Raw genomic sequence first — 20559 nt, 5'->3', positions numbered from 1 at the left:
GCTTCGTTTCGATATCCCTCTGGGTGTTGAGATGTCCACCTACATCATCGAGACCGAAAAGCTCACCAAGTTCTTCGGCAGGATGAACGTTGTGTACCATCTCAACCTGAAGGTTCCCAGAGGTGCAGTCTACGGCTTCCTCGGCCCCAACGGTGCCGGGAAGACCACCACGATAAAGATGCTGACCGGGGCTCTGAAGCCGACCTACGGTGAGATAAGGATTTTTGACCTCGATATGCCGCGCGAGAGGGTTGAAATAATGCGGAAGGTCGGTTACATGCCCGAAAAGCCCCTCGCGTATGAAGACATGACGATCTTCGAGTTCCTGACGTACATGGGTCGTCTCATTGGGCTCCCTAAGGGGGAGGCAATAAAGCAGGCGAGGGAGCTGATGGCCTACGCGGGAGTTGGAAAGCTGGCCTTTAACAGGATAAGGGAGCTCTCAAGCGGTCAGAGGCAGAGGGTCAGCTTTGCCATGGCCCTCCTCGGAAACCCTGAGCTTCTAATACTCGACGAGCCCACGAGCAACCTCGACCCCCTCGGGAGAATGGAGTTCATCGGCAAGGTTCTGGAGCTGGCCAAGGCCAGGAAGACCATCTTCATAAGCTCCCACATAGTCAGTGAGATAGAGAGGACCTGCAACTACGTTGGCCTGATCAAGGACGGCCAGCTCATCGAACAGGGGCGCGTTAGGGACCTGGTGAACGTCGAGGGGACTGACTACGACGTCCTCGTCTCGGACAACGGGAAGCTCCTGGAGTTTCTGAAGGATAAGGTCTACGTCAGGGAAGCCTGGGAAGAAGAGGGAATACTGAGGGTGCGGCTCGACGAGAGGTTCGCGGAGCAGTTCTTTTTAGAGCTTCCGATGTTTCTGGCCGAGAACAAGCTTGCACTCAAGCTCTTCAAGTCCCATACAAGCCCGCTGGAGAGAATCCTGATGAAGCGCTTCAACGTGGGGTGGAAGGAATGAGGGGTAATCTAAAGCCCTTCCAGAGCGCCCTCTGGGTGGTCTTTGAGAGCGAGTTCAGGAGGTTGGTTCGCTCAAGGAAGCTCAAGGTTCTCTTCTTGGCCACGTTCTTTCCCGCGTTCATCTACCTCCTCAGCCCGAACGCTACAGGCAGTGGTGTCGACGTCATGCTCAAAGCATTCCAATCGCTGATGCTCGACCTGATCCCCAACTACTGGCTCGGCATAATCTGCCAGCTCATCGCGATAATCCTCATGAGCGACCTCCTCGCGGGCGAGATAGACCGGGGAACGATAAGGCTTCTCCTTGCCAGGCCGGTGAGACTAAGCGAGGTTGTCACGGCCAAATTCCTCGCCGGACTCAGCGCCCTCGCGGTTCTCTTCGGGGTTCCCTATACCGTTATCTGGCTCTACAATTCGGTCGTTTACAGTGCAGGCGCGAAGGGCCTCTGGGAAGGTCTGTCCGACTTTCTCCTTGCCCTGGGGGCAACACTCCTCGTTTTAGCTCTCCTTGGTGCTCTGGCCATGCTGGTTTCGGTCATCATAACGCGCCCGCTCTACGCCTCGCTGGCCACCTTCGGAGTTGTGTTCCTTCTCCAGTTCCTCCTGCCCCAGATCCCCTACATCAAAAACCCGGAGCGCTACACCCTCGGCTATCAGGCTGTGGTTCTGCTGAAGGCCGGGTTCGACAAGGTTGACCTGAGTGCCTTCGTTGGGGACTCCGCCTACACCGCCGTCTTCTTCGGCGCCGTTGGGGCCATCTTCCTGGCCGTTGCCTGGGCGGTTCTCATAAACCTCGACTTCCCCGACTGATGGATAATTTATCCAACGTCAAGCCCTACCTTTAGTTATGTAAAAGCTTTTTATAGGCCGGCGCCCAAATAGGGGCAGGTGGTAGGCATGACCTTCGATAAGGAGAAGCTCGCGAAGATTAGGGAGGAGGAAAAGCGCTGGGAGGAAACGACGGTCAAAAAGTTCATCGAGAAAAGGCCCGAGAGAAAGGAGAAGTTCATGACCGATGATGGCTTTGAGATAAAGCGGGTTTATACTCCGGCTGACCTCGGTGAGGACTGGGATTACCTCGAAAAGCTCGGCTTCCCCGGTGAGTACCCGTTCACCCGCGGCGTCTACGCCACCATGTACCGCGGCAGGTTCTGGACGATGAGGCAGTACGCCGGTTTCGGAACCGCTGAGGAGTCCAACAGGCGCTACAAGTACCTCCTCGAACAGGGGCAGACCGGTCTCAGCGTCGCCTTCGACCTGCCCACCCAGATAGGCTACGACTCCGACCACCCGATGAGCGAGGGCGAGGTCGGAAAGGTCGGCGTCGCCATCGACTCACTCTGGGACATGCGCGTCCTCTTCGACGGAATCCCTCTCGACAAGGTTTCGACGAGCATGACCATCAACTCGACCGCGGCAAACCTCCTCGCGATGTACATCCTCGTTGCCGAAGAGCAGGGCGTTGCCCAGAACCAGCTCCGCGGAACGGTCCAGAACGACATCCTCAAGGAGTACATAGCCAGGGGCACCTACATCTTCCCGCCCCAGCCGAGCATGCGCCTTACGACCGACATCATCATGTACTGCGCCGAGAACGTCCCCAAGTGGAACCCGATTTCGATAAGCGGTTACCACATCCGTGAGGCCGGCGCCAACGCCGTCCAGGAGGTCGCTTTCACTTTGGCGGACGGTATAGAGTACGTCAAAGCGGTGATAGACAGGGGCATGGACGTTGACAAGTTCGCCGGAAGGCTGAGCTTCTTCTTCAACGCCCACAACAACTTCCTTGAGGAAATAGCCAAGTTCAGAGCTGCCAGAAGGCTCTGGGCATACATAATGAAGGAGTGGTTCAACGCCAAGAACCCGCGCTCAATGCTCCTGCGCTTCCACACCCAGACGGCAGGCTCAACCCTCACCGCCCAGCAGCCGGAGAACAACATCGTGAGGGTTGCTATTCAGGCTTTGGCTGCCGTCCTCGGCGGAACCCAGAGCCTGCATACCAACTCCTACGATGAGGCCCTTTCACTGCCGACCGAAAAGAGCGTCAGGATAGCCCTCAGAACCCAGCAGATCATCGCCTACGAGAGCGGCGTCGTTGACACCATAGACCCGCTCGGAGGTAGTTATTATATCGAGTGGCTCACGGACCACATCTATGATGAAGCTCTGAAGTACATCGAGAAGATCCAGAAGATGGGCGGCATGATGAGGGCCATCGAGAGGGGCTACATCCAGAAGGAGATTGCCGAGAGCGCCTACAAGGTCCAGAAGGAGATAGAGGAGAAGAAGCGCATCATCGTCGGCGTGAACGAGTTCATAGTTGATGAACCGCTCGACGTCGAGATACTCAAGGTGGACCCGAGCATCAGGGAGAAGCAGATAGAGAGGCTCAAGAAGCTCCGCTCTGAGCGCGATAACAAGAAGGTCGAGGAGGCCTTGGACAGGCTTAGGAAGGCTGCCGAAACCGAGGACGAGAACCTCATGCCCTACATCATCGAGGCCCACCGCCATTTGGCAACACTCGGAGAGGTCACCGACGTCCTCCGTGAGGTCTGGGGCGAGTATCGCGCTCCGCTGGTGTTCTGAGGGTGGACTTTTCTCTCCCTCTATTTCTATCGTGGAAAACCTTGAAACCCCACGAAAAAGCTTAAAAATGCTATCCCAAAGCATCAACAGGCATCATGATAATCCCGGGAGGTGTAGTTATGGCGAGAAACAAGCCGCTTGCGAAGAAGCTCAGACTTGCCAAGGCCGCCAAGCAGAACAGGCGCATTCCGGTTTGGGTCATCGTCAAGACCAACAGAGAGGTCATGACCCACCCGAAGAGAAGGATGTGGAGAAGAACCAAGCTTAAGGAGTGAGGTGATTTAGATGATCAAGCCCGGAGAGGAAGTCATATTCGTCGTTCCCATCAAGAAGATAAAGAAGCGCGTTCCGCGCTGGAAGAGGGCCCCGAGGGCTGCTCGCTTCGTCCGCGAGTGGATAGCCAGGCACGCCAAGGCCGATGAAGTGATAATTGGCACCGACGTCAACGAGAAGCTCTGGGAGCGCGGGGCGGAGAAGCCACCCAACAAGCTCCGCGTCAAGGTTGTTGTTGAAGAGGAAGAGGGCAAGAGGATTGCCAAGGTCTCCCTCGCCTGATTCCTTTTAATTTAACGAGGTGACGAGATGCACATAGAAAGGCTCGATTTTGAGAACTCCCCGTATCTGGGCGTTTACGGCACCGCCACCGACAGGGTAGTCCTCATCAGGGAGGGCCTTGGCGAGAAGAAGCTCGAGGTTCTCAGGGAGGTTCTCAAGGTTCCTATCATTGAGACAAGCATAATGAAGTCGCGCATAGTGGGCATATTCGCGGCCGGCAACTCCAACGCTATCGTCGTTCCCTGGTACGTCTGGGACGCCGAGCTGGAGAAGATAAACGGCCAGCTCAGGGAGTATGGGATTGACACCGAGATAGTCCCGTTCCAGAGCACCCTCACGGCCTTCGGCAACCTCATCCTCGCCAACGACAGGGCGGCCCTGATAAGTGCAAAGTTCAGCCGCGAGGAGGCCAGGAAGCTCGAGGATGTACTCGGCGTCGAGGTCGAGAGGGGCATGATAGGTGACTTCCACGCGGTTGGAAGCGTTGGAGTGGTCACCAACAGGGGCGGTTTAGTCCACCCCGAGGCAACCGATGAGGAGCTCGAGTGGCTCCGCGACCTGTTCAAGGTCGATGTTTACATTGGAACCGCCAACATGGGCGTTCCCTTCGTTGGCTCCTGCATGCTGGCGAACTCTCACGGTGTCGTCGTTGGACATCTAACGACCGGACCTGAAATAGTTAAGATTGAAGAAGCCCTGGGCTTCCTTGACTGATGATGGAGGTGTGAGCTATGGAGGTTAAGGTCTTCCGCGTTAAGGGAATCTTTGAGAGGAACGGAAAGAGGGAGAGGTTCACCAGGGAGTACCGCGGCCTCAAGGCCGAGGATGTCGTTGAGATACTCTACTCCGAGGTTGGAAGTAAACACCGCGTTCCGAGAAACAAGATATGGATCGAGAGCGTGGAAGAAATAGCTCCCGAAGAGGCCGAGAACCCGATAGTCAGAAAGCTCAGCGGGCTCTGATTTCCTTTTCTCTTCTCCCAGCCCGGGCCCAATCAGGGATTTCTTCGCGGGGATTTTGGAAAAGGTAGGGAATCAGGTCTCTCCCTCCAGCCGAGAACCCTCGACTGGTAGTGCCTCTTCGGGAATATCTTCAGCGGGTCGATTCCCCTCTCGCGGAGGAGATGCCTCAGCTCGACCTCGTAGTCGGCCTTTTCTAACTCCTCGCTTTCGCGGATTTCAACGAGGAAAAGCCTTTCTGTCAGCTCCCGTATCGTCTTGTAGCCGAGGCCGAGGAGGGGCCTTATGTACGCAACTCCAAAGCGGTCCTCCAGCGAGCGGGCCCTCGGCAGATCCAGGAAAGGAACCCTGTCGTCCCTCCTCGTCCCGTCGCTGACCCTCTCGACCTCCGGAAGCGATGCCAGCGCCTCTAAAGCCTGCTCATGGATGAACTGTATTGCGTTGTTCGGGTGGCCGTCGCTTACTGCCATGTCCGCGGCTTTCTCCAGAACCTCGCGCGGCAGGTAGAGAACCCGGTGCTCGAAGCCGAGCCGTTCGGCAGTCTCCCTCGCGAATCGCCAGTTGTCGAGGAGGCCGAAGCTGACGGTAACCAATCTCACCTCGTAGCCGAGCTTGGTTAGAATCCACGCGGCCAAGCTTGAGTCCTTGCCCCCGGAGTAGAGGTGGTGAACGATCATGGCAATCCCCATTTTGAGTGTCCGGAGCTCCTTATTAACCTCACCCCGAAATGGTTATTAGGCCAAGAATGTAATACCATGTTGGTGAAGGTAATGCCAGTCGTCACTAAGAAATACCAGGTCACGATCCCCAAGGAGGTGCGGGAGGCACTGGGGATAAGAGCCGGGGACGAGGTTGTTTTCGTTCGTGAAGGGGACAGGTATGTTCTGATGAAACTAACGGACCTCCTTAAGGAGCTGAGCGAAATAACAAAGGACATAGACGAGACCGTTGAAGAGGTCAGGCAGGGACTTGCGAGGGGTATAGAGCGGTCTCTTCGCGAGCTGGAGGGAGAGAAATGAAGATAGTCCTGGACACAAACGCCTTCAACAACAGTACTTTTTTGGAATGGCTAATGGAATCCAGCCTCGAACCATTTACGAGCTCCATCGTTTACATGGAACTGCTCTACAGATACGCCCGACGAAAAGGCCTGCCCGAAGCGAAGAGCAAGTTAATGGCAATCTTCGATTCTCTGGGAATTAAAGTTATGGGATTTGATGAAACCTGCGCTGAACTTGCCGTGAATTCCGCTATCGGTCACTGGGACTTCTCCAAAAACGCCAGGGATTACCTGATAGGTGCCCTGGCGCTGAAACTCAACGCCCCGCTGATCACTTACAACAAGAAGCACTTCGGATGGCTTCCTGAGATCTTCACACCAGAAGAAGCTATGGAGCTCTTCAGTAAATAGCTTTAAAAGGCCAACCTTTTTAAAGCCCTTGACCGCGAGAGCTAAGAGGTGAGAGAGATGGAGAAACGCTTACCCGGAAAGGTGAGAAGAGCGATAAGGGCGAGATACTACGACATCCCTCCGAGAGCCTGGATAGGTAAGAGAGGGCTGGATGAGGGTGTCATCGAAGAGATAAACACCCAGCTTGAGAAGGACGGAATCCTGAAGGTTGAGATAAGGAAGGGGGCGCTCATAAGCACTGAGCTTGACAGGCGTCAGCTTGCCGAGAAGGTAGCTGAGCTTACCGACAGCGAACTCATCGAGGTTCGCGGCAAAAGGTTTATATTGTTCAAACCGAGGGAAGGTTGGGAAAAGTATTTAAGGAAGCTCCAGAGAAAGGAGCTTTCGAAGGAAAAGCGGGAGGAGAAGCCCGTTAAGAAAGTCAGGCTCGATATCGCTCAATTCAGGAGGAAATTCAAGAAGGGGAGGGATTGAAGGATGGCGACTGTTTACGACGTTCCCGGTGATTTGCTCGTTGAGAGGGTTGCAAAGGCTCTCAAGGAGATCGAGGCTGTAAAGCCGCCCGAGTGGGCGCCCTTTGTCAAGACCGGAAGACACAAGGAGAGGATCCCTGAGCAGGAGGACTGGTGGTACTACAGGGTTGCCAGCATCTTCAGGAAGATCTACATCGACGGTCCGGTCGGAATCGAGCGCCTTAGGACCTGGTACGGCGGCAGGAAGAACCGCGGGCACGCCCCGGAGCACTTCTACAAGGCAGGAGGGAGCATCATAAGGAAGGCCCTCCAGCAGCTTGAGGCTGCCGGCTTCGTTCAGAAGGTTCCGGGTGAGGGCAGGATCGTCACCCCGCAGGGACAGAGCTTCCTTGACAAGATTGCCACCGAGCTCAAGAAGGAGCTTGAGGGGCAGATCCCCGAGCTCAAGAAGTACTGAGGGCCCTGGCCCTTTCCCTTGTTGATTTCTGCCGGTCTTTTCCAGTTCCCAAAACCCAATACCTTTTTAACCGGAGGTCTAACCTTAGCATGGGGGTGAGAGGATGGCCGAGGACATAGAGGAGATCAGGAAGCGGAAGCTCATGGAACTGCAGAAGAAGTACCTTGAGCAGCAGAAGGCTCAGGAAGAAGCTTTGAGGCAGGAGATGGAGCTTGAGGCCCAGCTTGATGCCATAATGAGGAGAATTCTCACGCAGGATGCCCGGGAGAGGCTCGGTAGGGTGAAGCTGGTTCGCCCCGAACTGGCGAGGCAGGTTGAACTGGTTCTCGTTCAGCTTTACCAGGCCGGACAGATAAGGGAGCCGATAGACGACGCCAAGCTGAAGAAGATACTCGCGCAGATAGACGCCAGAACGAGGCGGGACTTCAAGATCAAGTGGTAGTCAGAAGGTGCTCCCATGGACGCCAGGGAGATAATAAAAATACTCGACGAAAAGGGAGAGGTCAGTCTCGAAACCTGGAAGGCCGTCTCGGTGAAAAAGAACAAAGACGGAACCGTTGATGTTCTTTACAAGAACCTCCACGTTGGGACGGATGAGGATCCGGTCTTCCTCTGGATCTATGCCAACGTAGTTGAGGACGACTGGGACGTCCGGGTTCTGGAGAGGATAACCTTCAAGCGCGAGGACCTTGCCTGGTTACTCCGCTACGTTGTAAAAAAAGGAGAAGGTTTATAAGGGCTTTATAAAATAGCCGGCCGGTTGGGGGTGTTTGAGTGAGCAAGCGTAGGGTCTGCCCGGTTTGTGGCTCAACGGAGTTCATCTACGACCCGGGTAGGGGAGAGGTTGTCTGTAAGGTTTGCGGTTACGTTATTGAGGAGAACGTCATAGATATGGGCCCCGAGTGGCGCGCCTTTGACGCGAGCCAGAGGGAGAAGAGGGCGCGCGTTGGTGCTCCTGAGAGCATTCTCCTTCACGATAAGGGCCTCTCAACCGACATCGGCATCGACAGGAACCTTTCCGGTTTGATGCGTGAGAAGATGTACAGACTTAGAAAGTGGCAGTCCCGCTTGAGGGTCAGCGATGCCGCCGAGCGTAACCTTGCCTTCGCCTTGAGCGAGCTGGATAGAATCGCCTCCCAGCTGAAGCTCCCGAGGCACGTCGAGGAAGAAGCCGCAAGGCTCTACCGTGAGGCAGTTAGAAAGGGCCTCATAAGGGGCCGTTCCATTGAGAGCGTTATTGCCGCCTGTGTTTACGCAGCCTGCAGGCTTCTCAAGGTTCCGAGGACCCTCGACGAGATAGCCGACATATCGCGCGTTGACAAGAAGGAGATAGGAAGGAGCTTCCGCTTCATAGCAAGGAACCTTAACCTCACACCGAAGAAACTCTTCGTTAAACCGACCGACTACGTCAACAAGTTCGCCGACGAGCTCGGCCTGAGCGAGAAGGTGAGGAGAAGGGCAGTTAAGATTCTTGACGAGGCGTACGAGAAAGGACTGACTAGTGGAAAGAGCCCTGCAGGTCTGGTCGCGGCCGCTCTCTACATCGCTGGCCTGCTGGAGGACGAGAAGAGAACCCAGCGCGAGGTGGCGGAGGTAGCGCGCGTCACCGAGGTCACCGTCAGGAACAGGTACAAAGAGCTCGTGGACAAGCTCAACCTGAAGATCCCTGTCTGAGGAAAAGAAAAAGGGTCAGCGCTTCCCGAACCAGCTTTCCAGTGTCGCCTGCTTTCCCGCCTTTACCGCTTTTTTCAGCCTCTCAAGTCCGTTCTTAACGCGTTCCTCGCTGAAGTCGTGCTCGTCGCAGAGGAATTTGAGGATTCCCTCCTCGTCCGGTTCGCGCCACTTGAGCTCGTACTCGTCCGTGACCGGCGGGTTCAAGAAGAACTCCTTTATCGCGTAGAGGTCAACTTCACTGTCCTTGTTGTACTTCTTCAGCGGGTCTTTGCTGCGCTTGACTATGGTCAGAGCCTTTTTCGGGCCGATTCCCTTTATCCCGCCGGGGTTGTAGTCCGTGCCGACCAGTATGGCCATTTCGATGAGCTTTTCCCTGTCTATGCCCAGTTCTTTAAGAGCTTCCTCCAGGACTATGAGCTCGGGTCTGACCTCAACGTAGACGTTCTTCCCTGGGAGCTTTCTCCGGCCGGTTATCGTGACGTTCCTCACCAGCCTTGGGGTCCCAAAGAGAAGTGAGTCGTAGTCCTGGCTGGCCGATGCATAGACCTTCTTTCTGGCGGCCATGTAGGCGGCCTGGGCCTCACCCTCGCTCGGCGCCTGAACTACGGGAATTCCCATCAGCTCAAGGAGCCTCTTGGCGTCGTTTATCAGTTGCTCGTTGACCCTGGTTGCACGCATCGCGTACTTCTTGGCCTCCTCAAGGTCGCCGCGCTCCAGGGCCTCATACCACTTCTCCTCCGCCTCTTCCCTCGCCTCCCGGCGCTTTTCTATCTCTCTCTTTTTGAACTCCGGCGGCTTTCCGTCGAAAACGTAGGCGGGCTTTATCCCAGCCTCCATGAGGTTGATATTCCTGTAGAAGAGGCCGCTCAGATGGGAGGTTATCCTTCCGCGGGAGTCCATGAGCGGCGTCCCATCGCGCTGTCTTATGGTCGAGAGGAACTGATAGATGGCGTTGAAAGCGTCTATAGCAACTTTCCTGCCGTACAGGTTCTCCAGCTCTATCTCCTTCCTCGGAATGAGCTCGCCTATCTGTACGCCCATATCCATCACCTGAAAGAAAGGTAGGAGGGAGAATATTTAGCCTTTGCCTCAGTCTTTCCCCCGGAGTCTCCCCTCAGTATCTTTAATTCCATGCTCGAGGAGGAACTGCTTGTGGGCGTCCTCACGCATCCTTTCCCTGGTGTAGACCCAGCCCATCACCGCTATCAGAACCGCCATTCCCAGGAGCATCTGCCATCCAAGGGTCGTCAGGTCTATGGCCACTATAAGTTCCTTTACAATGACGAGAACCCCGATCTCGACGACGTTTTTCATGGGGACGTGATGGTAGATGACGTAGAGGGTTATTATCTCAAACATCTCGAGGAATATCAGGATGAGCACTATGCCGTGGAGCGCCTCCTCCGGGCTGAAATGCTGGAGGGACATTACTGCGAGCTTGTATATCATCCAGACGACGTAGAGCATCGTTATTGTTCCGAGGGCCATGACAACCAGGTCAAAGAGCATTCCCAGCCATCTAAGCATCTTCCTCTCTATCTGGGTGGGGTTTTCCCTCATGAACTCACCTGCCCTTTAGGTTTACCCTCATTGTCTAAAAGGGTTTCGACGTTTCAACGTCCGTTCTGAATAAACGGTGCCCAACCTTCGGTTTTTTAACGTCCGTCGATTTTCCTATCGTCAAAACGAGAAGGGAAAGGTTATAACCCATTTTACGGACGTGAAACTGTAACTTTCATCGAGAGGTGATTGAGATGGACGGAAACTTGGAGGCTCTCTTCAGACCCAGGAGCATCGCCGTCATCGGCGCTTCTGAGAAGCCTGGCAAGATAGGGTACGCAGTCATGAAGAATCTCGTGGAGTATGGCTACGAGGGGAAGATATACCCCGTTAACATCAAAGGCGTCGAGATAGAGATAAACGGGAAGAAGTTCAAGTCCTACAAGAGCATCCTCGACGTTCCGGACGAGGTTGACATGGCCGTCATCGTCGTTCCGGCCAAATTCGTCCCGCAGGTCGTCGAGGAGGCCGGAAAGAGGGGCGTTAAGGTCCTCCCGATAATCAGCTCGGGCTTCGGCGAGCTCGGCGAGGAGGGCAAGAAGGTCGAGAGGCAGATAGTTGAGATAGCGCACAAGTACGGTATGAGAATCCTCGGTCCGAACATCTTCGGTGTCGTCTACACGCCTGCCAAGATGAACGCCACCTTCGGCCCGACGGACGTCATGCCTGGCAGCCTTGCCCTCATCAGCCAGAGCGGAGCGCTCGGAATAGCCCTCATGGGCTGGACGATACTTGAGAAGGTCGGCCTTTCGGCAGTGGTCAGCGTCGGAAACAAGAGCGACATCGACGATGCTGATCTGCTTGAGTTCTTTAAGGAGGACGACAACACCAAGGCAATTCTCATCTACATGGAAGGCGTGAAGGACGGAAGGCGCTTCATGGAGGTCGCCAAGGAGGTCAGCAAGGAGAAGCCGATAATCATCATCAAGGCTGGAAGGAGCGAGCGCGGGGCCAAGGCCGCAGCTTCTCACACTGGCTCACTCGCCGGTGCCGACAAGATATACGAGGCCGCCTTCAAGCAGAGCGGCGTTCTCAGGGCCCTTACCATCGGCGAGGCCTTCGACTGGGCGAGAACGCTCAGCAATCTTCCGGAGCCCGCTGGAGAAAACCTCGTCATACTCACCAACGGCGGCGGAATCGGAGTTATGGCCACCGATGCAGCTGAGGAGGAGGGGCTACACCTCTACGATGACCTCGATGAGCTGAAGGTCTTCGCCAACCACATGCCGCCCTTCGGCTCCTACAAGAACCCGGTTGACCTCACCGGTATGGCCGGTGCCGAGAGCTACGAGGGTGCCGTCAGAGACGCCCTCGCCAACCCGAACATGCACGCCATAGCAGTGCTCTACTGCCAGACCGCTGTGCTAGACCCGCGCGACCTGGCCAAGATAGTCATACACGAGTACAATGAGAGCGGCAGGAAGAAGCCCCTCGTCGTTGCCATCGTCGGTGGCATAGAGGCCAAAGAGGCAATAGACATGCTCAACGAGGAAGGAATTCCGGCCTATCCGGAGCCGGAGAGGGCCATAAAGGCCTTAGCCGCGCTCTACCGCTGGAGCAGGTGGAAGGCCAGACAGAGGAGGGAGTGATTTCCTCCCCTTTTTTCCAATTCTCCGGTTTGCCGTATGGTTCCCCGGCAAGTGTTTTTAACGTTCACTTCTCAGATAACTATGGGGGGTCATATGCTCATCGCCCTCATCTCCGACATCCACTCGAACCTTGAAGCTTTGAAGGCCGCCTGGAGAGAGGTGAGGCGCGCCGACGCAATTCTATGCATGGGGGACCTGGTCGGATATGGAGCCAGTCCAAACGAGGTCGTAGAGTTCTTAAGGCGGCAAATGGAGAAAAGAACCTTCCTCTGCGTCCGTGGCAACCACGACAACGCTATTGCATTCGGCGCCGAGTGGGGGTTCAATCCCTACGCGAGGCAGGCAGTGAGGTGGCACCAGCGAGTTATGAGCGTGGAGAACCTTGAGTTCCTCAGGAGGCTGCCGGTAAGGCAGCTCTTTACGGACGATACCGGTAGGAGCCATCTCCTCATCCACGGCTCGCCGAGGGCGCCGCTGGACGAGTACCTCTTCCCCTGGCTCCCGGAGGGTGAGTTTCGTGCCGTTTTGAGCTACGTCAGACAGGATGACCTCCTGGTCGGCCACACCCATGTGCCCATGCTGAGGGTGATAGATGGCAGGAGAATAATAAACCCCGGCGGTGTCGGCCAGCCCAGGGACGGGGACTGGAGGGCTGCATATGCGCTGATCGATACCGAAAAAGAGCCCCCTGACAACGTTGAGTTCCACCGGGTGGAATACGATGTTGATTCTGCCGCGGAGAAGATAGTAGAAGCCGGACTTCCGAGGTTCTTGGCCATGAGGCTCTACGAAGGGTATTAAAAGAAGGGATCACTCCCCAAGGGTTCCTGACTCCTCCTCCGTGAGCTTCCTCTTTATCGCCCCGACCCTTCTGAGCTTGGACTTAACGGCGAGCTTGTTGGAGTCTATTATGATTACCTCGCCTATGCTCTTAACCGCGCTGATCGGGATGAGGAGAAGACCCTCGTGATCGGTGACAAACTCGCTCGTATCGAGGTCTTCATCCGGCTCGGCAACTATCACGAGAATATCACCCGTTTCCTCATCGAAGCTGAGGTCATAGACCCAGCCGAGCCTTATACCCGTGTCTGTTATCAGCTCCACGTCCCTAAGCTTGGAGGCTATTATCTTGACCATTTTCGCCACCCCTCGGTTTAATCGTGTAAGTTCTTGGGCACCAACGTATAAAACTTTTTCCAAAGGGAAAAGAAATCAGAAGGTGTAGTAGTCCGGCCCTCCCCTCTTCTCGACCCTCGACTTTCTGCTCTCCTCAAAGTTCCTGTAGTAGTCGAGCATGTATGGGGTTATGCTCGGCTTGACCTTCTTGAGGGCCTCCTCAAAGTCCCTCTTTGAAACCCTGAGTTTCTCAAGGAACTCCTCGCTCTCCTCCTCGACGATCTCCGATGGAAGTTCGGCCATTATCCTGCGCATCGCCAGCAGTGCTGCCTCCCTCACGAGGGCTTCTATGTCGGCCCCGGAGTAGCCTTCCGTCTTCTTCGCCAGCTCGCGGAGGTTAACATCGCTAGCCAGGGGGACGCGCTTCGTGTGGACCTTGAGTATCTCCAGTCTGGCCTTCTCGTCCGGAGCTGGGACGAGTATCAGCCTGTCAAAGCGCCCAGGTCTCAGCAAAGCTGGGTCGAGTATGTCGGGCCTGTTGGTTGCGGCAATGACGACCACGCCGCTGTTGCGCTCTATGCCGTCCATCTCTGTCAAGAGCTGGTTGATGAGCCTGTCGGTGACCCTGCTCATGTCGCTTCCCCTGGCCGGAGCGATGGCGTCTATCTCGTCGATGAATATGACCGTTGGCGCCGCCTGGCGGGCTTTGCGGAATATCTCCCTCACGCGTTTCTCGCTCTCACCGACCCACTTGCTCAGCACCTCAGGCCCGCGGATGCCGATGAAGTTGGCCTCGCTCTCTGTTGCGACCGCCTTTGCCAGTAGAGTCTTGCCGGTTCCTGGCGGGCCGTAGAGGAGAACTCCCCTCGGCGGCTCTATTCCGAGCCTCTGGAAGGCCTTCGGATACTTTAGCGGCCACTCCACTGCCTCTTTCAGCTCCTCCTTGACCTCCTCCAGTCCGCCTATGTCGTTCCAGCGGACGTTCGGAACCTCAAGGAGCACCTCTCTCAGAGCGGAAGGCTCGACCATCTTGAGGGCCTCGTAGAAGTCGGCCTTTCTAACGCGTAGCTGCTGAAGAACCTCCGGAGGGATCCTCTCCTGCTCGGGACTTATCTTGCCCTCGTTGATGAGCCTCCTGAGGACGACCATTGCCGCTTCTCTTGCCAGGGCCGCAAGGTCAGCGCCAACAAAGCCGTGCGTTTTCTCGGCTATCTCCTCAAGCATCCTGTCCACCAATCTGCTTCTGACCTCCGGATAGACCTCGCTCTCGCTCTTAAGGGCCTCCTTGACCTCCTCATCGCTCTTCGCGGCCTCAACCCTCTCGATGAGCCTTTCCAGTTTCGCCCTCTCAAAGGTTTCCCTCTTCATTAGCTCTTTGAGAACCCTGAGGACGGTGGCCTTGTCGTAGTCCGGTTCAAGGGGCATTCCCCTGGTGTGTATCTGGAGTATCTCCTTCCTGCCCTTCTTGTCCGGAACACCGACCTCGATCTCCCTGTCGAACCTGCCCGGTCTTCTTAATGCAGGGTCAAGGGCATCGGGTCTGTTGGTGGCGGCGATGACTATGACCTTGCCCCTGCCCTTCAGGCCGTCCATGAGCGTGAGCAGCTGGCTGACGACTCTCTTCTCAACCTCTCCGACGACCTCCTCCCTCTTTGGAGCTATCGCGTCGATCTCGTCTATGAAGATGATGCTCGGTGCGTTCTCCTCGGCGTCCTTGAATATCTCCCTCAAACGCTCCTCGCTCTCACCGTAGAACTTGCTCATTATCTCGGGCCCGTTGATGGCTATGAAGTGAGCGTTGGCCTCGTTGGCCACTGCCTTAGCCAGGAGCGTTTTACCCGTTCCGGGTGGACCGTAGAGGAGAACACCCTTCGGCGGCTCAATGCCAAGGCGCTCGAAGAGCTCCGGGTGCTTGAGCGGAAGCTCGACCATCTCGCGTATCTTCTGAATCGCATCGCTTAAGCCGCCGATGTCCTCGTAAGTTACTTCAGGAATGGCCTCCTCACGCACCTCAACGGCTTGCGGGAGGACTTCAACCTCGGTGTTATAGGTTATCTGGACTATGCCCCTTGGAACTGTGTTCACGACGACGAACTTGAGCTCTCCAAAGCCGATGGGCATGGTCTCGAAGAGACCCCTGAGCAGTTCGTCGAAGGGTGAGCCACCGTAGTAGGTTTCGCTCCTGCTACTCGCCACTATTAAGTCTCCCTTCAGAACGGGCCTCCCCAGGAGGTTCCCCTTGACCATATCGCCGGGTATCTGGATGAAAACTCCCTTCTGGGCGGGAGCGAGAACTACCTTTTTCGCCTCTTGAACCTCTGCCTTGGAGACGGTGATATAATCCCCTATGCTCACCCCTGCGTTCCTTCTGATGTATCCGTCCATCCTAATGATGTCCAGTCCGCGGTCGTCGGGATGGGGATTCGCGACTATCGCGGCGGTGGTTCTCTCCCCAATCAACTCGACGATGTCTCCGGGTTCAACGCCGAGCTGCTTCTGGTACTTTCGGTCGAAGCGGACTATTCCCCTTCCAACGTCTCTCTTCAAAGCCTCAGCAACTCGGAGCTTTATCTTCTCGTACCTCTCCTCGTCTTTACCAAAAATCATCTTGACCGCCTCCTCTGCTTTTCTATAGCTTCCTCAAGCGTCAGATTGCCCAGGGCCACCTCACGGGCGAGCTTTGAGGATATCGTGATGTTCCCGCTCAGTTCCCTGCTTCGTCTCTTTATGTCATCAATCTCACGCTTGGTGGGCTCCTTAGCATCTATAAGCTCTCCAATGGACGTTTCTCTTCCCTCGCGCAGGCCTATGTTTATGGCCGCCACGATGTCCTGAACCTGGGAGACGTCTATCCCCCCAACCTTGGGGGTCGTCCTCGACTCGTTGACGATGGTGATTGGATAATCGTATCCTAGCAGGTCGGCGAGGGCTTTCAGCATGAGAACCCTCTGCCTCTTGGCCCCGTGTCCTATCTTGATTTTAGCGCCTGGATACTTCTCCAGCAGGTCGAGGATTATTTCAACGTCGCGTGGGCTCTTGAGGTGGTGAACCTCGAGCACGCGGTTATCGGCGACGACGCTCAGGCCGGGTCTCTCACCGGGGTCAATGGCTATGTATATCTTTTTAAACCTCTCCCTTCCTTCGAGTTTGGCGAGGAGTTCGTCTATGAAGTTCTCGTTCCTCACGATCACCTTGACTGGGAAATCTACCCTGGAGTAGTCCTCCTCACCCGTCAGGACTACCTCGACGTCGAAGGGTATTTTATCCCCTACCCTAAGGCTGTGGAATGGTATGCGGTACTCCTTCAGCACCTTCGTTGCCAGGTAGTAAACCCTGGCGTCGCTTGTTACGATCGCTACTCTCATGGTCTCTGATACGTCTCCACAATTAAAAACCTTTCTAACCGTTCTAATCAAAAATTTTGGCCACGAAAGGCTTTGATTCTTTAGAAAAAAGTTTATAAGCCATTATTGGCAAGTAGAAAGGGGGATACGTATGCAGCCTCCTAAGAAAAAGAAGAAGGTCGAGGAGTTTGAGGAGGAAGAACTCTTCGAGGAAGAGGAGGGATGGGAACTCGAAGAGGACTGGGAGGATGAGGATTGGGAAGAGGAATGGGTGGATGAAGACTGGGAGGAAGAGGAGGAGTGGTGAGTTAAACGTTTTCTTTTACGCAACCCATTTATAGAACGGAGTTCTCTTTTCTCCCGGTGATGGAATGGCGTTCCTGAAGGTCGTTTCCCTGGAAAAGGCTCTCGAGGTCATAAACTCATTCCCGCTAGAGCCAAAAATCGAAACCGTTCCCCTGAACGAAGCCCTGGGCAGGGTTTTAGCAGAGGATGTGACATCACCGATAAACGTCCCGCCCTTCGACCGCGCCACCGTTGACGGTTATGCAGTTCGCGCAGAGGATACCTTCATGGCGAGCGAGAGCGAACCGGTTAAGCTGAAGGTCGTGGGGGAGATAAACGCTGGGGACACTCCTACTGTGGAACTTAAACCCGGTGTGAGCGTTTACATCTCCACGGGTGCACCCCTGCCCAGGAATGCCGATGCTGTGATACAGTTCGAGGACGTTGACCGAGAAGGCGACGAGGTAATCATCTACAAGCCGGCATATCCAGGCCTCGGCGTCATGAAGGCCGGAGCCGACATCCCGAAGGAGAAGGTCCTTCTCAAACGCGGAAGGAGGCTGACCTTCAAGGACACCGCACTTCTCTCTGCTGTCGGCTTCTCGGAAGTCAAAGTCTTCGGGAAGCCCAGGGTTGCCGTGATAAGCACAGGAAACGAAGTGGTTTTCCCGGGGACTGAGCTGAGGTACGGGCAGATATACGACATAAACGGCCGCGCCATAGCAGATGCCGTCAGGGAGCTCGGTGGCGAGGCTCTCTTCCTAGGCATAGCCAGGGACGACCGCGAGAGCCTCAAGGCCCTCATAGAGAAGGGAATCGAGTGCTGCGACATGGTAATCCTCAGCGGCGGCGCGAGCGGGGGAATAAGGGACCTGACCAGTTCGATAGTCGAAGAGCTCGGCGAAGTGAAGATTCACGGCATAGCGATTCAGCCGGGTAAGCCGACGATAATCGGCCTGATCAACGGAAAGCCCGTCTTTGGCCTGCCTGGATATCCGACCAGCTGCCTGACCAACTTCACCCTGCTCGTTGCACCCCTCCTGAGAAAGCTTCTCGGAAGGGAGATCGAGGTCAGAAAGGTCAGGAAGAGACTCGCCCACAAGGTCTTCTCCGTCAAGGGCAGGCGTCAGTTCCTGCCTGTCAGGGTAGAGGGCGAAAAAGCGATACCCATACTCAAGGGAAGCGGCGCGGTCACGAGCTTCATAGAGGCCGACGGCTTCATTGAGGTACCGGAGAACGTCGAGATACTGGAGGCAGGAGAGGAGGTCGAGGTTACTCTCTTCGGCTGAGTTTGTCGTCCCTCCAAATACCCCATCAAAACCTTTTTTAAACTCCTTCACCTTTTTCTCCCAGGTGAAGGACTATGCTGGACATAAAGCTCATCCGTGAAAATCCCGACCTCGTTAAGGGTGACCTCATAAAGCGCGGCGAGCTTGAGAAGCTCAAGTGGATAGACGAGATTCTGGAGCTCGACAGGAAGTGGCGCGAGAACCTGAGGAGAATAAACGCCCTCAGAAAGGAGCGCAACCAGCTGGCGGTTCAGATAGGCAAGCGCAAGAAGGCCGGCGAGCCGATAGACGACCTCCTTGCGAGGAGCAATGAGATAGTGAAGCAGATTGAGGCCCTTGAGAAGGAAGTCGAGGAACTGAGGGCAAAGATAGACTACTACCTCTGGCGTCTCCCGAACATCACCCATGAAACCGTTCCCATCGGTAAGGACGACAGCGAGAACGTTCCCATAAGGTTCTGGGGCAGGGCGAGAGTCTGGGAGGGCTTCCTTGAGAGCTTTAAGGAGCAGAGCCTCGGAAAGATGGAGTACGAAATCCTCGACTGGAGACCGAGGCTCCACGTTGACATGCTTGAACTCCTCCGCGGTGCCGACCTTGAGAGGGCCGCGAAGGTCAGCGGTGCGCGCTTTTACTACCTCATGAACGAGCTTGTCATCCTCGATCTTGCTCTCCTCCGCTTTGCTCTCGACAAGCTCATCGAGAAAGGGTTTACTCCAGTCATACCGCCGTACATGGTCAGGCGCTTTGTGGAGGAGGGCGTCACGAGCTTCGGTGACTTCGAGGATGTCATATACAAGGTCGAGGGCGAGGACCTCTACCTGATCCCAACCGCCGAGCACCCGCTCGCTGGAATGCACGCCAACGAGATAATCGAAGGGAAGGACTTACCGCTGCTCTACGTTGGAATAAGCCCGTGCTTCAGGAAGGAGGCAGGGACGGCAGGAAAGGACACAAAGGGAATCTTTCGCGTCCACCAGTTCCATAAAGTTGAACAGTTCGTCTATGCGAAGCCCGAGGAGAGCTGGGAGTGGCACGAGAAGCTCATAGCCAACGCCGAGGAGATATTCCAGGAGCTTGAGATTCCCTACCGCGTTGTGAACATCTGCACCGGCGATCTGGGATACGTTGCGGCAAAGAAGTACGACATCGAGGCCTGGATGGCCGGCCAGGGCAAGTTCAGGGAGGTTGTAAGCGCGAGCAACTGCACCGAGTGGCAGGCGAGAAGGTTAAACATCCGCTACCGCGACAAGACCCACGAGAAGCCCAGGTTCCTCCACACCCTTAACTCGACGGCCATAGCAACCTCAAGGGCGATAGTGGCGATACTTGAGAACTTCCAGACCGAGGAGGGGGTCGTAAAGCTCCCAAGAGCCATCTGGAAGTACACGGGCTTCAAGGAGATTCTGCCGGCCCACATGAAGGAGAAGTGCTGTCAGGGCTGAGCTTCTTATTTCCTTTTCTGCACTCTTGTACTATGTGCAGTACAGGAGTTTATAAAGGGTTGTACTGTGCATGGTACAACCTTAAACCCCTCCCCGCTCCCTTACCTTCCTCCTAACGTTTGGGTCGCGGTCGGCTATGAGCTTCAGAGCCTCCTCGAAGCTCATCCAGTCGGGAACTTCCTCGTTGATGTAGATTCCTGTTCTCCCGATGCTGTCCCTTCTCGTCAGAACGTGAACGCGCTCGGTGACGATGTCTATGCTCACTCCTAAAACTCTCGCCACCTCGCTCTCCCTTCCCATGACTTCCCTCTCGATGTGCCCCCTCTCGGTGGGGATTATCAGGATTAGCTTCTTATTAACGCCAGGGACGCGTTGCCTGGTCTTCACTCCCCACATGTCTATCATCCCGCCCCACCTGTAGAACTCAAGCTCCCTGTCGGTGGGGTCGATCAATGGAAAGGTGACCGTCGTTTCCCCATCTATCTCGATGACGCCCTTGATGAGGTGCCAGGGGGTTGCCATGACTATTTTTCTCCTGCTCACAAGCCCCTCAAGAGCGAGCTCGATTAGGTAGCTCGGCACCCGGTAGGGGATGAAGATATCTATGTCGCTGTCCCTTCTTACATCTCCCCTGGCGACGCTGCCGTAGAGCTGTGGGTCAAACTGACTGAGGCGTTCCATAATCTCAAGTGCTTTCTCCCGCTTCTCCTGGAGGTAGCGCCATCTCTTGGGGGAGTAGCTGACCTCCCTCTCGTCCCAGACACGGACAACTTTTTCACGCGGCATCGAGCTAAGCTCGACCGGAACGTTTAAAGCCCTACCGATAGCGTTTTATATAGCTGGAACCAGT

General features: G+C 55.5%; 26 protein-coding genes. 19 read left to right on the top strand and 7 right to left on the bottom strand.

Annotation, left to right across the window (positions count from 1 at the left end; all coding sequences use genetic code 11):
• The first annotated feature begins 31 nt into the window (after window positions 1-31).
• The 7 genes from E3E25_RS07690 to rpl18a all read left to right on the top strand — a co-directional run bounded on the left by E3E25_RS07690 (window position 32) and on the right by rpl18a (window position 5072).
• Complete coding sequence (locus tag E3E25_RS07690; RefSeq protein ID WP_167892493.1) at window positions 32-970, top strand: ABC transporter ATP-binding protein; 939 nt, start codon at window positions 32-34, stop codon at window positions 968-970.
• Window positions 967-1779, top strand: a complete 813-nt coding sequence (locus E3E25_RS07685; protein WP_167892492.1) for an ABC transporter permease — start codon at window positions 967-969, stop codon at window positions 1777-1779. The genes E3E25_RS07690 and E3E25_RS07685 overlap by 4 nt, the downstream gene beginning before the upstream one ends.
• Window positions 1780-1866: 87 nt before the next feature.
• The gene (locus tag E3E25_RS07680; protein WP_167892782.1) at window positions 1867-3555 is read left to right on the top strand and encodes a methylmalonyl-CoA mutase; all 1689 of its coding nucleotides are present in this window, start codon (window positions 1867-1869) and stop codon (window positions 3553-3555) included.
• Window positions 3556-3674: 119 nt separating this feature from the next.
• Complete coding sequence (locus tag E3E25_RS07675) at window positions 3675-3830, top strand: 50S ribosomal protein L39e (RefSeq protein WP_088180793.1); 156 nt, start codon at window positions 3675-3677, stop codon at window positions 3828-3830.
• A 10-nt stretch (window positions 3831-3840) separates the two neighbouring features.
• Window positions 3841-4110, top strand: coding sequence for a 50S ribosomal protein L31e (locus E3E25_RS07670; protein ID WP_167892491.1), 270 nt, complete (start codon window positions 3841-3843; stop codon window positions 4108-4110).
• Between the two features lie 27 nt (window positions 4111-4137).
• Window positions 4138-4824 (top strand): translation initiation factor IF-6, encoded by a 687-nt coding sequence (locus E3E25_RS07665; RefSeq protein ID WP_167892490.1) that lies wholly within the window; start codon window positions 4138-4140, stop codon window positions 4822-4824.
• Window positions 4825-4841: 17 nt separating this feature from the next.
• Window positions 4842-5072: a 50S ribosomal protein L18Ae gene (rpl18a, locus tag E3E25_RS07660; RefSeq protein ID WP_167892489.1), complete on the top strand. Its 231-nt coding sequence runs from the start codon at window positions 4842-4844 to the stop codon at window positions 5070-5072.
• A gap of 32 nt (window positions 5073-5104) precedes the next feature.
• Here rpl18a and E3E25_RS07655 read toward each other — a convergent pair whose 3' ends face one another.
• Window positions 5105-5746, bottom strand: a complete 642-nt coding sequence (locus tag E3E25_RS07655) for an asparagine synthase-related protein (RefSeq protein WP_167892488.1) — start codon at window positions 5744-5746, stop codon at window positions 5105-5107.
• 93 nt (window positions 5747-5839) lie between these two features.
• Between E3E25_RS07655 and E3E25_RS07650 the strand changes: the two genes are divergently transcribed.
• From E3E25_RS07650 to E3E25_RS07620, 7 genes are all read left to right on the top strand, one after another.
• Entirely contained in the window at window positions 5840-6088 is a 249-nt protein-coding gene (locus E3E25_RS07650) for an AbrB/MazE/SpoVT family DNA-binding domain-containing protein (protein ID WP_167892781.1), read from the top strand.
• A complete protein-coding gene (locus E3E25_RS07645; RefSeq protein ID WP_167892487.1) occupies window positions 6085-6480 on the top strand; it encodes a type II toxin-antitoxin system VapC family toxin in 396 nt (131 codons plus the stop codon). Before E3E25_RS07650 ends, E3E25_RS07645 begins: the two co-directional genes overlap by 4 nt.
• A gap of 57 nt (window positions 6481-6537) precedes the next feature.
• Window positions 6538-6954, top strand: a complete 417-nt coding sequence (locus tag E3E25_RS07640) for a YhbY family RNA-binding protein (protein ID WP_167892780.1) — start codon at window positions 6538-6540, stop codon at window positions 6952-6954.
• 3 nt (window positions 6955-6957) lie between these two features.
• Entirely contained in the window at window positions 6958-7410 is a 453-nt protein-coding gene (locus E3E25_RS07635; protein ID WP_167892486.1) for a 30S ribosomal protein S19e, read from the top strand.
• Between the two features lie 103 nt (window positions 7411-7513).
• Window positions 7514-7852, top strand: a complete 339-nt coding sequence (locus E3E25_RS07630) for a DNA-binding protein (RefSeq protein ID WP_088180786.1) — start codon at window positions 7514-7516, stop codon at window positions 7850-7852.
• Window positions 7853-7867: 15 nt separating this feature from the next.
• Window positions 7868-8146 carry a hypothetical protein gene (locus E3E25_RS07625; protein WP_167892485.1) on the top strand — a complete coding sequence of 93 codons (279 nt, stop codon included), beginning with the start codon at window positions 7868-7870 and terminating at the stop codon, window positions 8144-8146.
• Window positions 8147-8184: 38 nt separating this feature from the next.
• Window positions 8185-9084 (top strand): transcription initiation factor IIB, encoded by a 900-nt coding sequence (locus tag E3E25_RS07620; RefSeq protein ID WP_088864994.1) that lies wholly within the window; start codon window positions 8185-8187, stop codon window positions 9082-9084.
• Window positions 9085-9099: 15 nt separating this feature from the next.
• On the opposite strand, the gene fen is transcribed toward E3E25_RS07620, so the two are convergent.
• Entirely contained in the window at window positions 9100-10125 is a 1026-nt protein-coding gene (gene fen, locus E3E25_RS07615) for a flap endonuclease-1 (RefSeq protein ID WP_167892779.1), read from the bottom strand.
• Window positions 10126-10173: 48 nt separating this feature from the next.
• The gene (locus E3E25_RS07610; protein ID WP_167892484.1) at window positions 10174-10644 is read right to left on the bottom strand and encodes a phosphate-starvation-inducible PsiE family protein; all 471 of its coding nucleotides are present in this window, start codon (window positions 10642-10644) and stop codon (window positions 10174-10176) included.
• 194 nt (window positions 10645-10838) lie between these two features.
• Between E3E25_RS07610 and acs the strand changes: the two genes are divergently transcribed.
• Together acs and E3E25_RS07600 are read left to right on the top strand one after the other, a co-directional pair.
• Entirely contained in the window at window positions 10839-12233 is a 1395-nt protein-coding gene (acs, locus tag E3E25_RS07605) for an acetate--CoA ligase alpha subunit (protein ID WP_167892483.1), read from the top strand.
• A 93-nt stretch (window positions 12234-12326) separates the two neighbouring features.
• Window positions 12327-13034, top strand: a complete 708-nt coding sequence (locus tag E3E25_RS07600) for a metallophosphoesterase (RefSeq protein ID WP_167892482.1) — start codon at window positions 12327-12329, stop codon at window positions 13032-13034.
• Between the two features lie 9 nt (window positions 13035-13043).
• Here E3E25_RS07600 and E3E25_RS07595 read toward each other — a convergent pair whose 3' ends face one another.
• The 3 genes from E3E25_RS07595 to E3E25_RS07585 all read right to left on the bottom strand — a co-directional run bounded on the left by E3E25_RS07595 (window position 13044) and on the right by E3E25_RS07585 (window position 16714).
• Window positions 13044-13370, bottom strand: coding sequence for a PRC-barrel domain-containing protein (locus tag E3E25_RS07595; protein ID WP_167892481.1), 327 nt, complete (start codon window positions 13368-13370; stop codon window positions 13044-13046).
• A gap of 75 nt (window positions 13371-13445) precedes the next feature.
• Window positions 13446-15956: a CDC48 family AAA ATPase gene (locus E3E25_RS07590; protein WP_167892480.1), complete on the bottom strand. Its 2511-nt coding sequence runs from the start codon at window positions 15954-15956 to the stop codon at window positions 13446-13448.
• Window positions 15953-16714 carry a hypothetical protein gene (locus E3E25_RS07585; protein WP_167892479.1) on the bottom strand — a complete coding sequence of 254 codons (762 nt, stop codon included), beginning with the start codon at window positions 16712-16714 and terminating at the stop codon, window positions 15953-15955. Before E3E25_RS07585 ends, E3E25_RS07590 begins: the two co-directional genes overlap by 4 nt.
• Window positions 16715-16844: 130 nt before the next feature.
• On the opposite strand from E3E25_RS07585, the gene E3E25_RS07580 reads away from it, so the two are divergent.
• The 3 genes from E3E25_RS07580 (at window position 16845) to serS (ending at window position 19709) form a co-directional block, all read left to right on the top strand.
• Window positions 16845-17000 carry a hypothetical protein gene (locus E3E25_RS07580; protein WP_167892478.1) on the top strand — a complete coding sequence of 52 codons (156 nt, stop codon included), beginning with the start codon at window positions 16845-16847 and terminating at the stop codon, window positions 16998-17000.
• Between the two features lie 64 nt (window positions 17001-17064).
• Window positions 17065-18267: a gephyrin-like molybdotransferase Glp gene (gene glp / locus E3E25_RS07575; RefSeq protein ID WP_167892477.1), complete on the top strand. Its 1203-nt coding sequence runs from the start codon at window positions 17065-17067 to the stop codon at window positions 18265-18267.
• Between the two features lie 74 nt (window positions 18268-18341).
• Window positions 18342-19709, top strand: a complete 1368-nt coding sequence (serS, locus tag E3E25_RS07570; RefSeq protein WP_167892476.1) for a serine--tRNA ligase — start codon at window positions 18342-18344, stop codon at window positions 19707-19709.
• 81 nt (window positions 19710-19790) lie between these two features.
• On the opposite strand, the gene E3E25_RS07565 is transcribed toward serS, so the two are convergent.
• Window positions 19791-20495 (bottom strand): nucleotidyltransferase domain-containing protein, encoded by a 705-nt coding sequence (locus E3E25_RS07565; RefSeq protein ID WP_167892475.1) that lies wholly within the window; start codon window positions 20493-20495, stop codon window positions 19791-19793.
• Window positions 20496-20559: the final 64 nt, after the last annotated feature.

Source organism: Thermococcus sp. MAR1 (assembly GCF_012027305.1).
In the GTDB taxonomy this organism is placed as follows: domain Archaea; phylum Methanobacteriota_B; class Thermococci; order Thermococcales; family Thermococcaceae; genus Thermococcus.
Note: the sequence above shows the minus strand (reverse complement) of the source record. Positions and strands in the feature narration are given on the sequence as shown.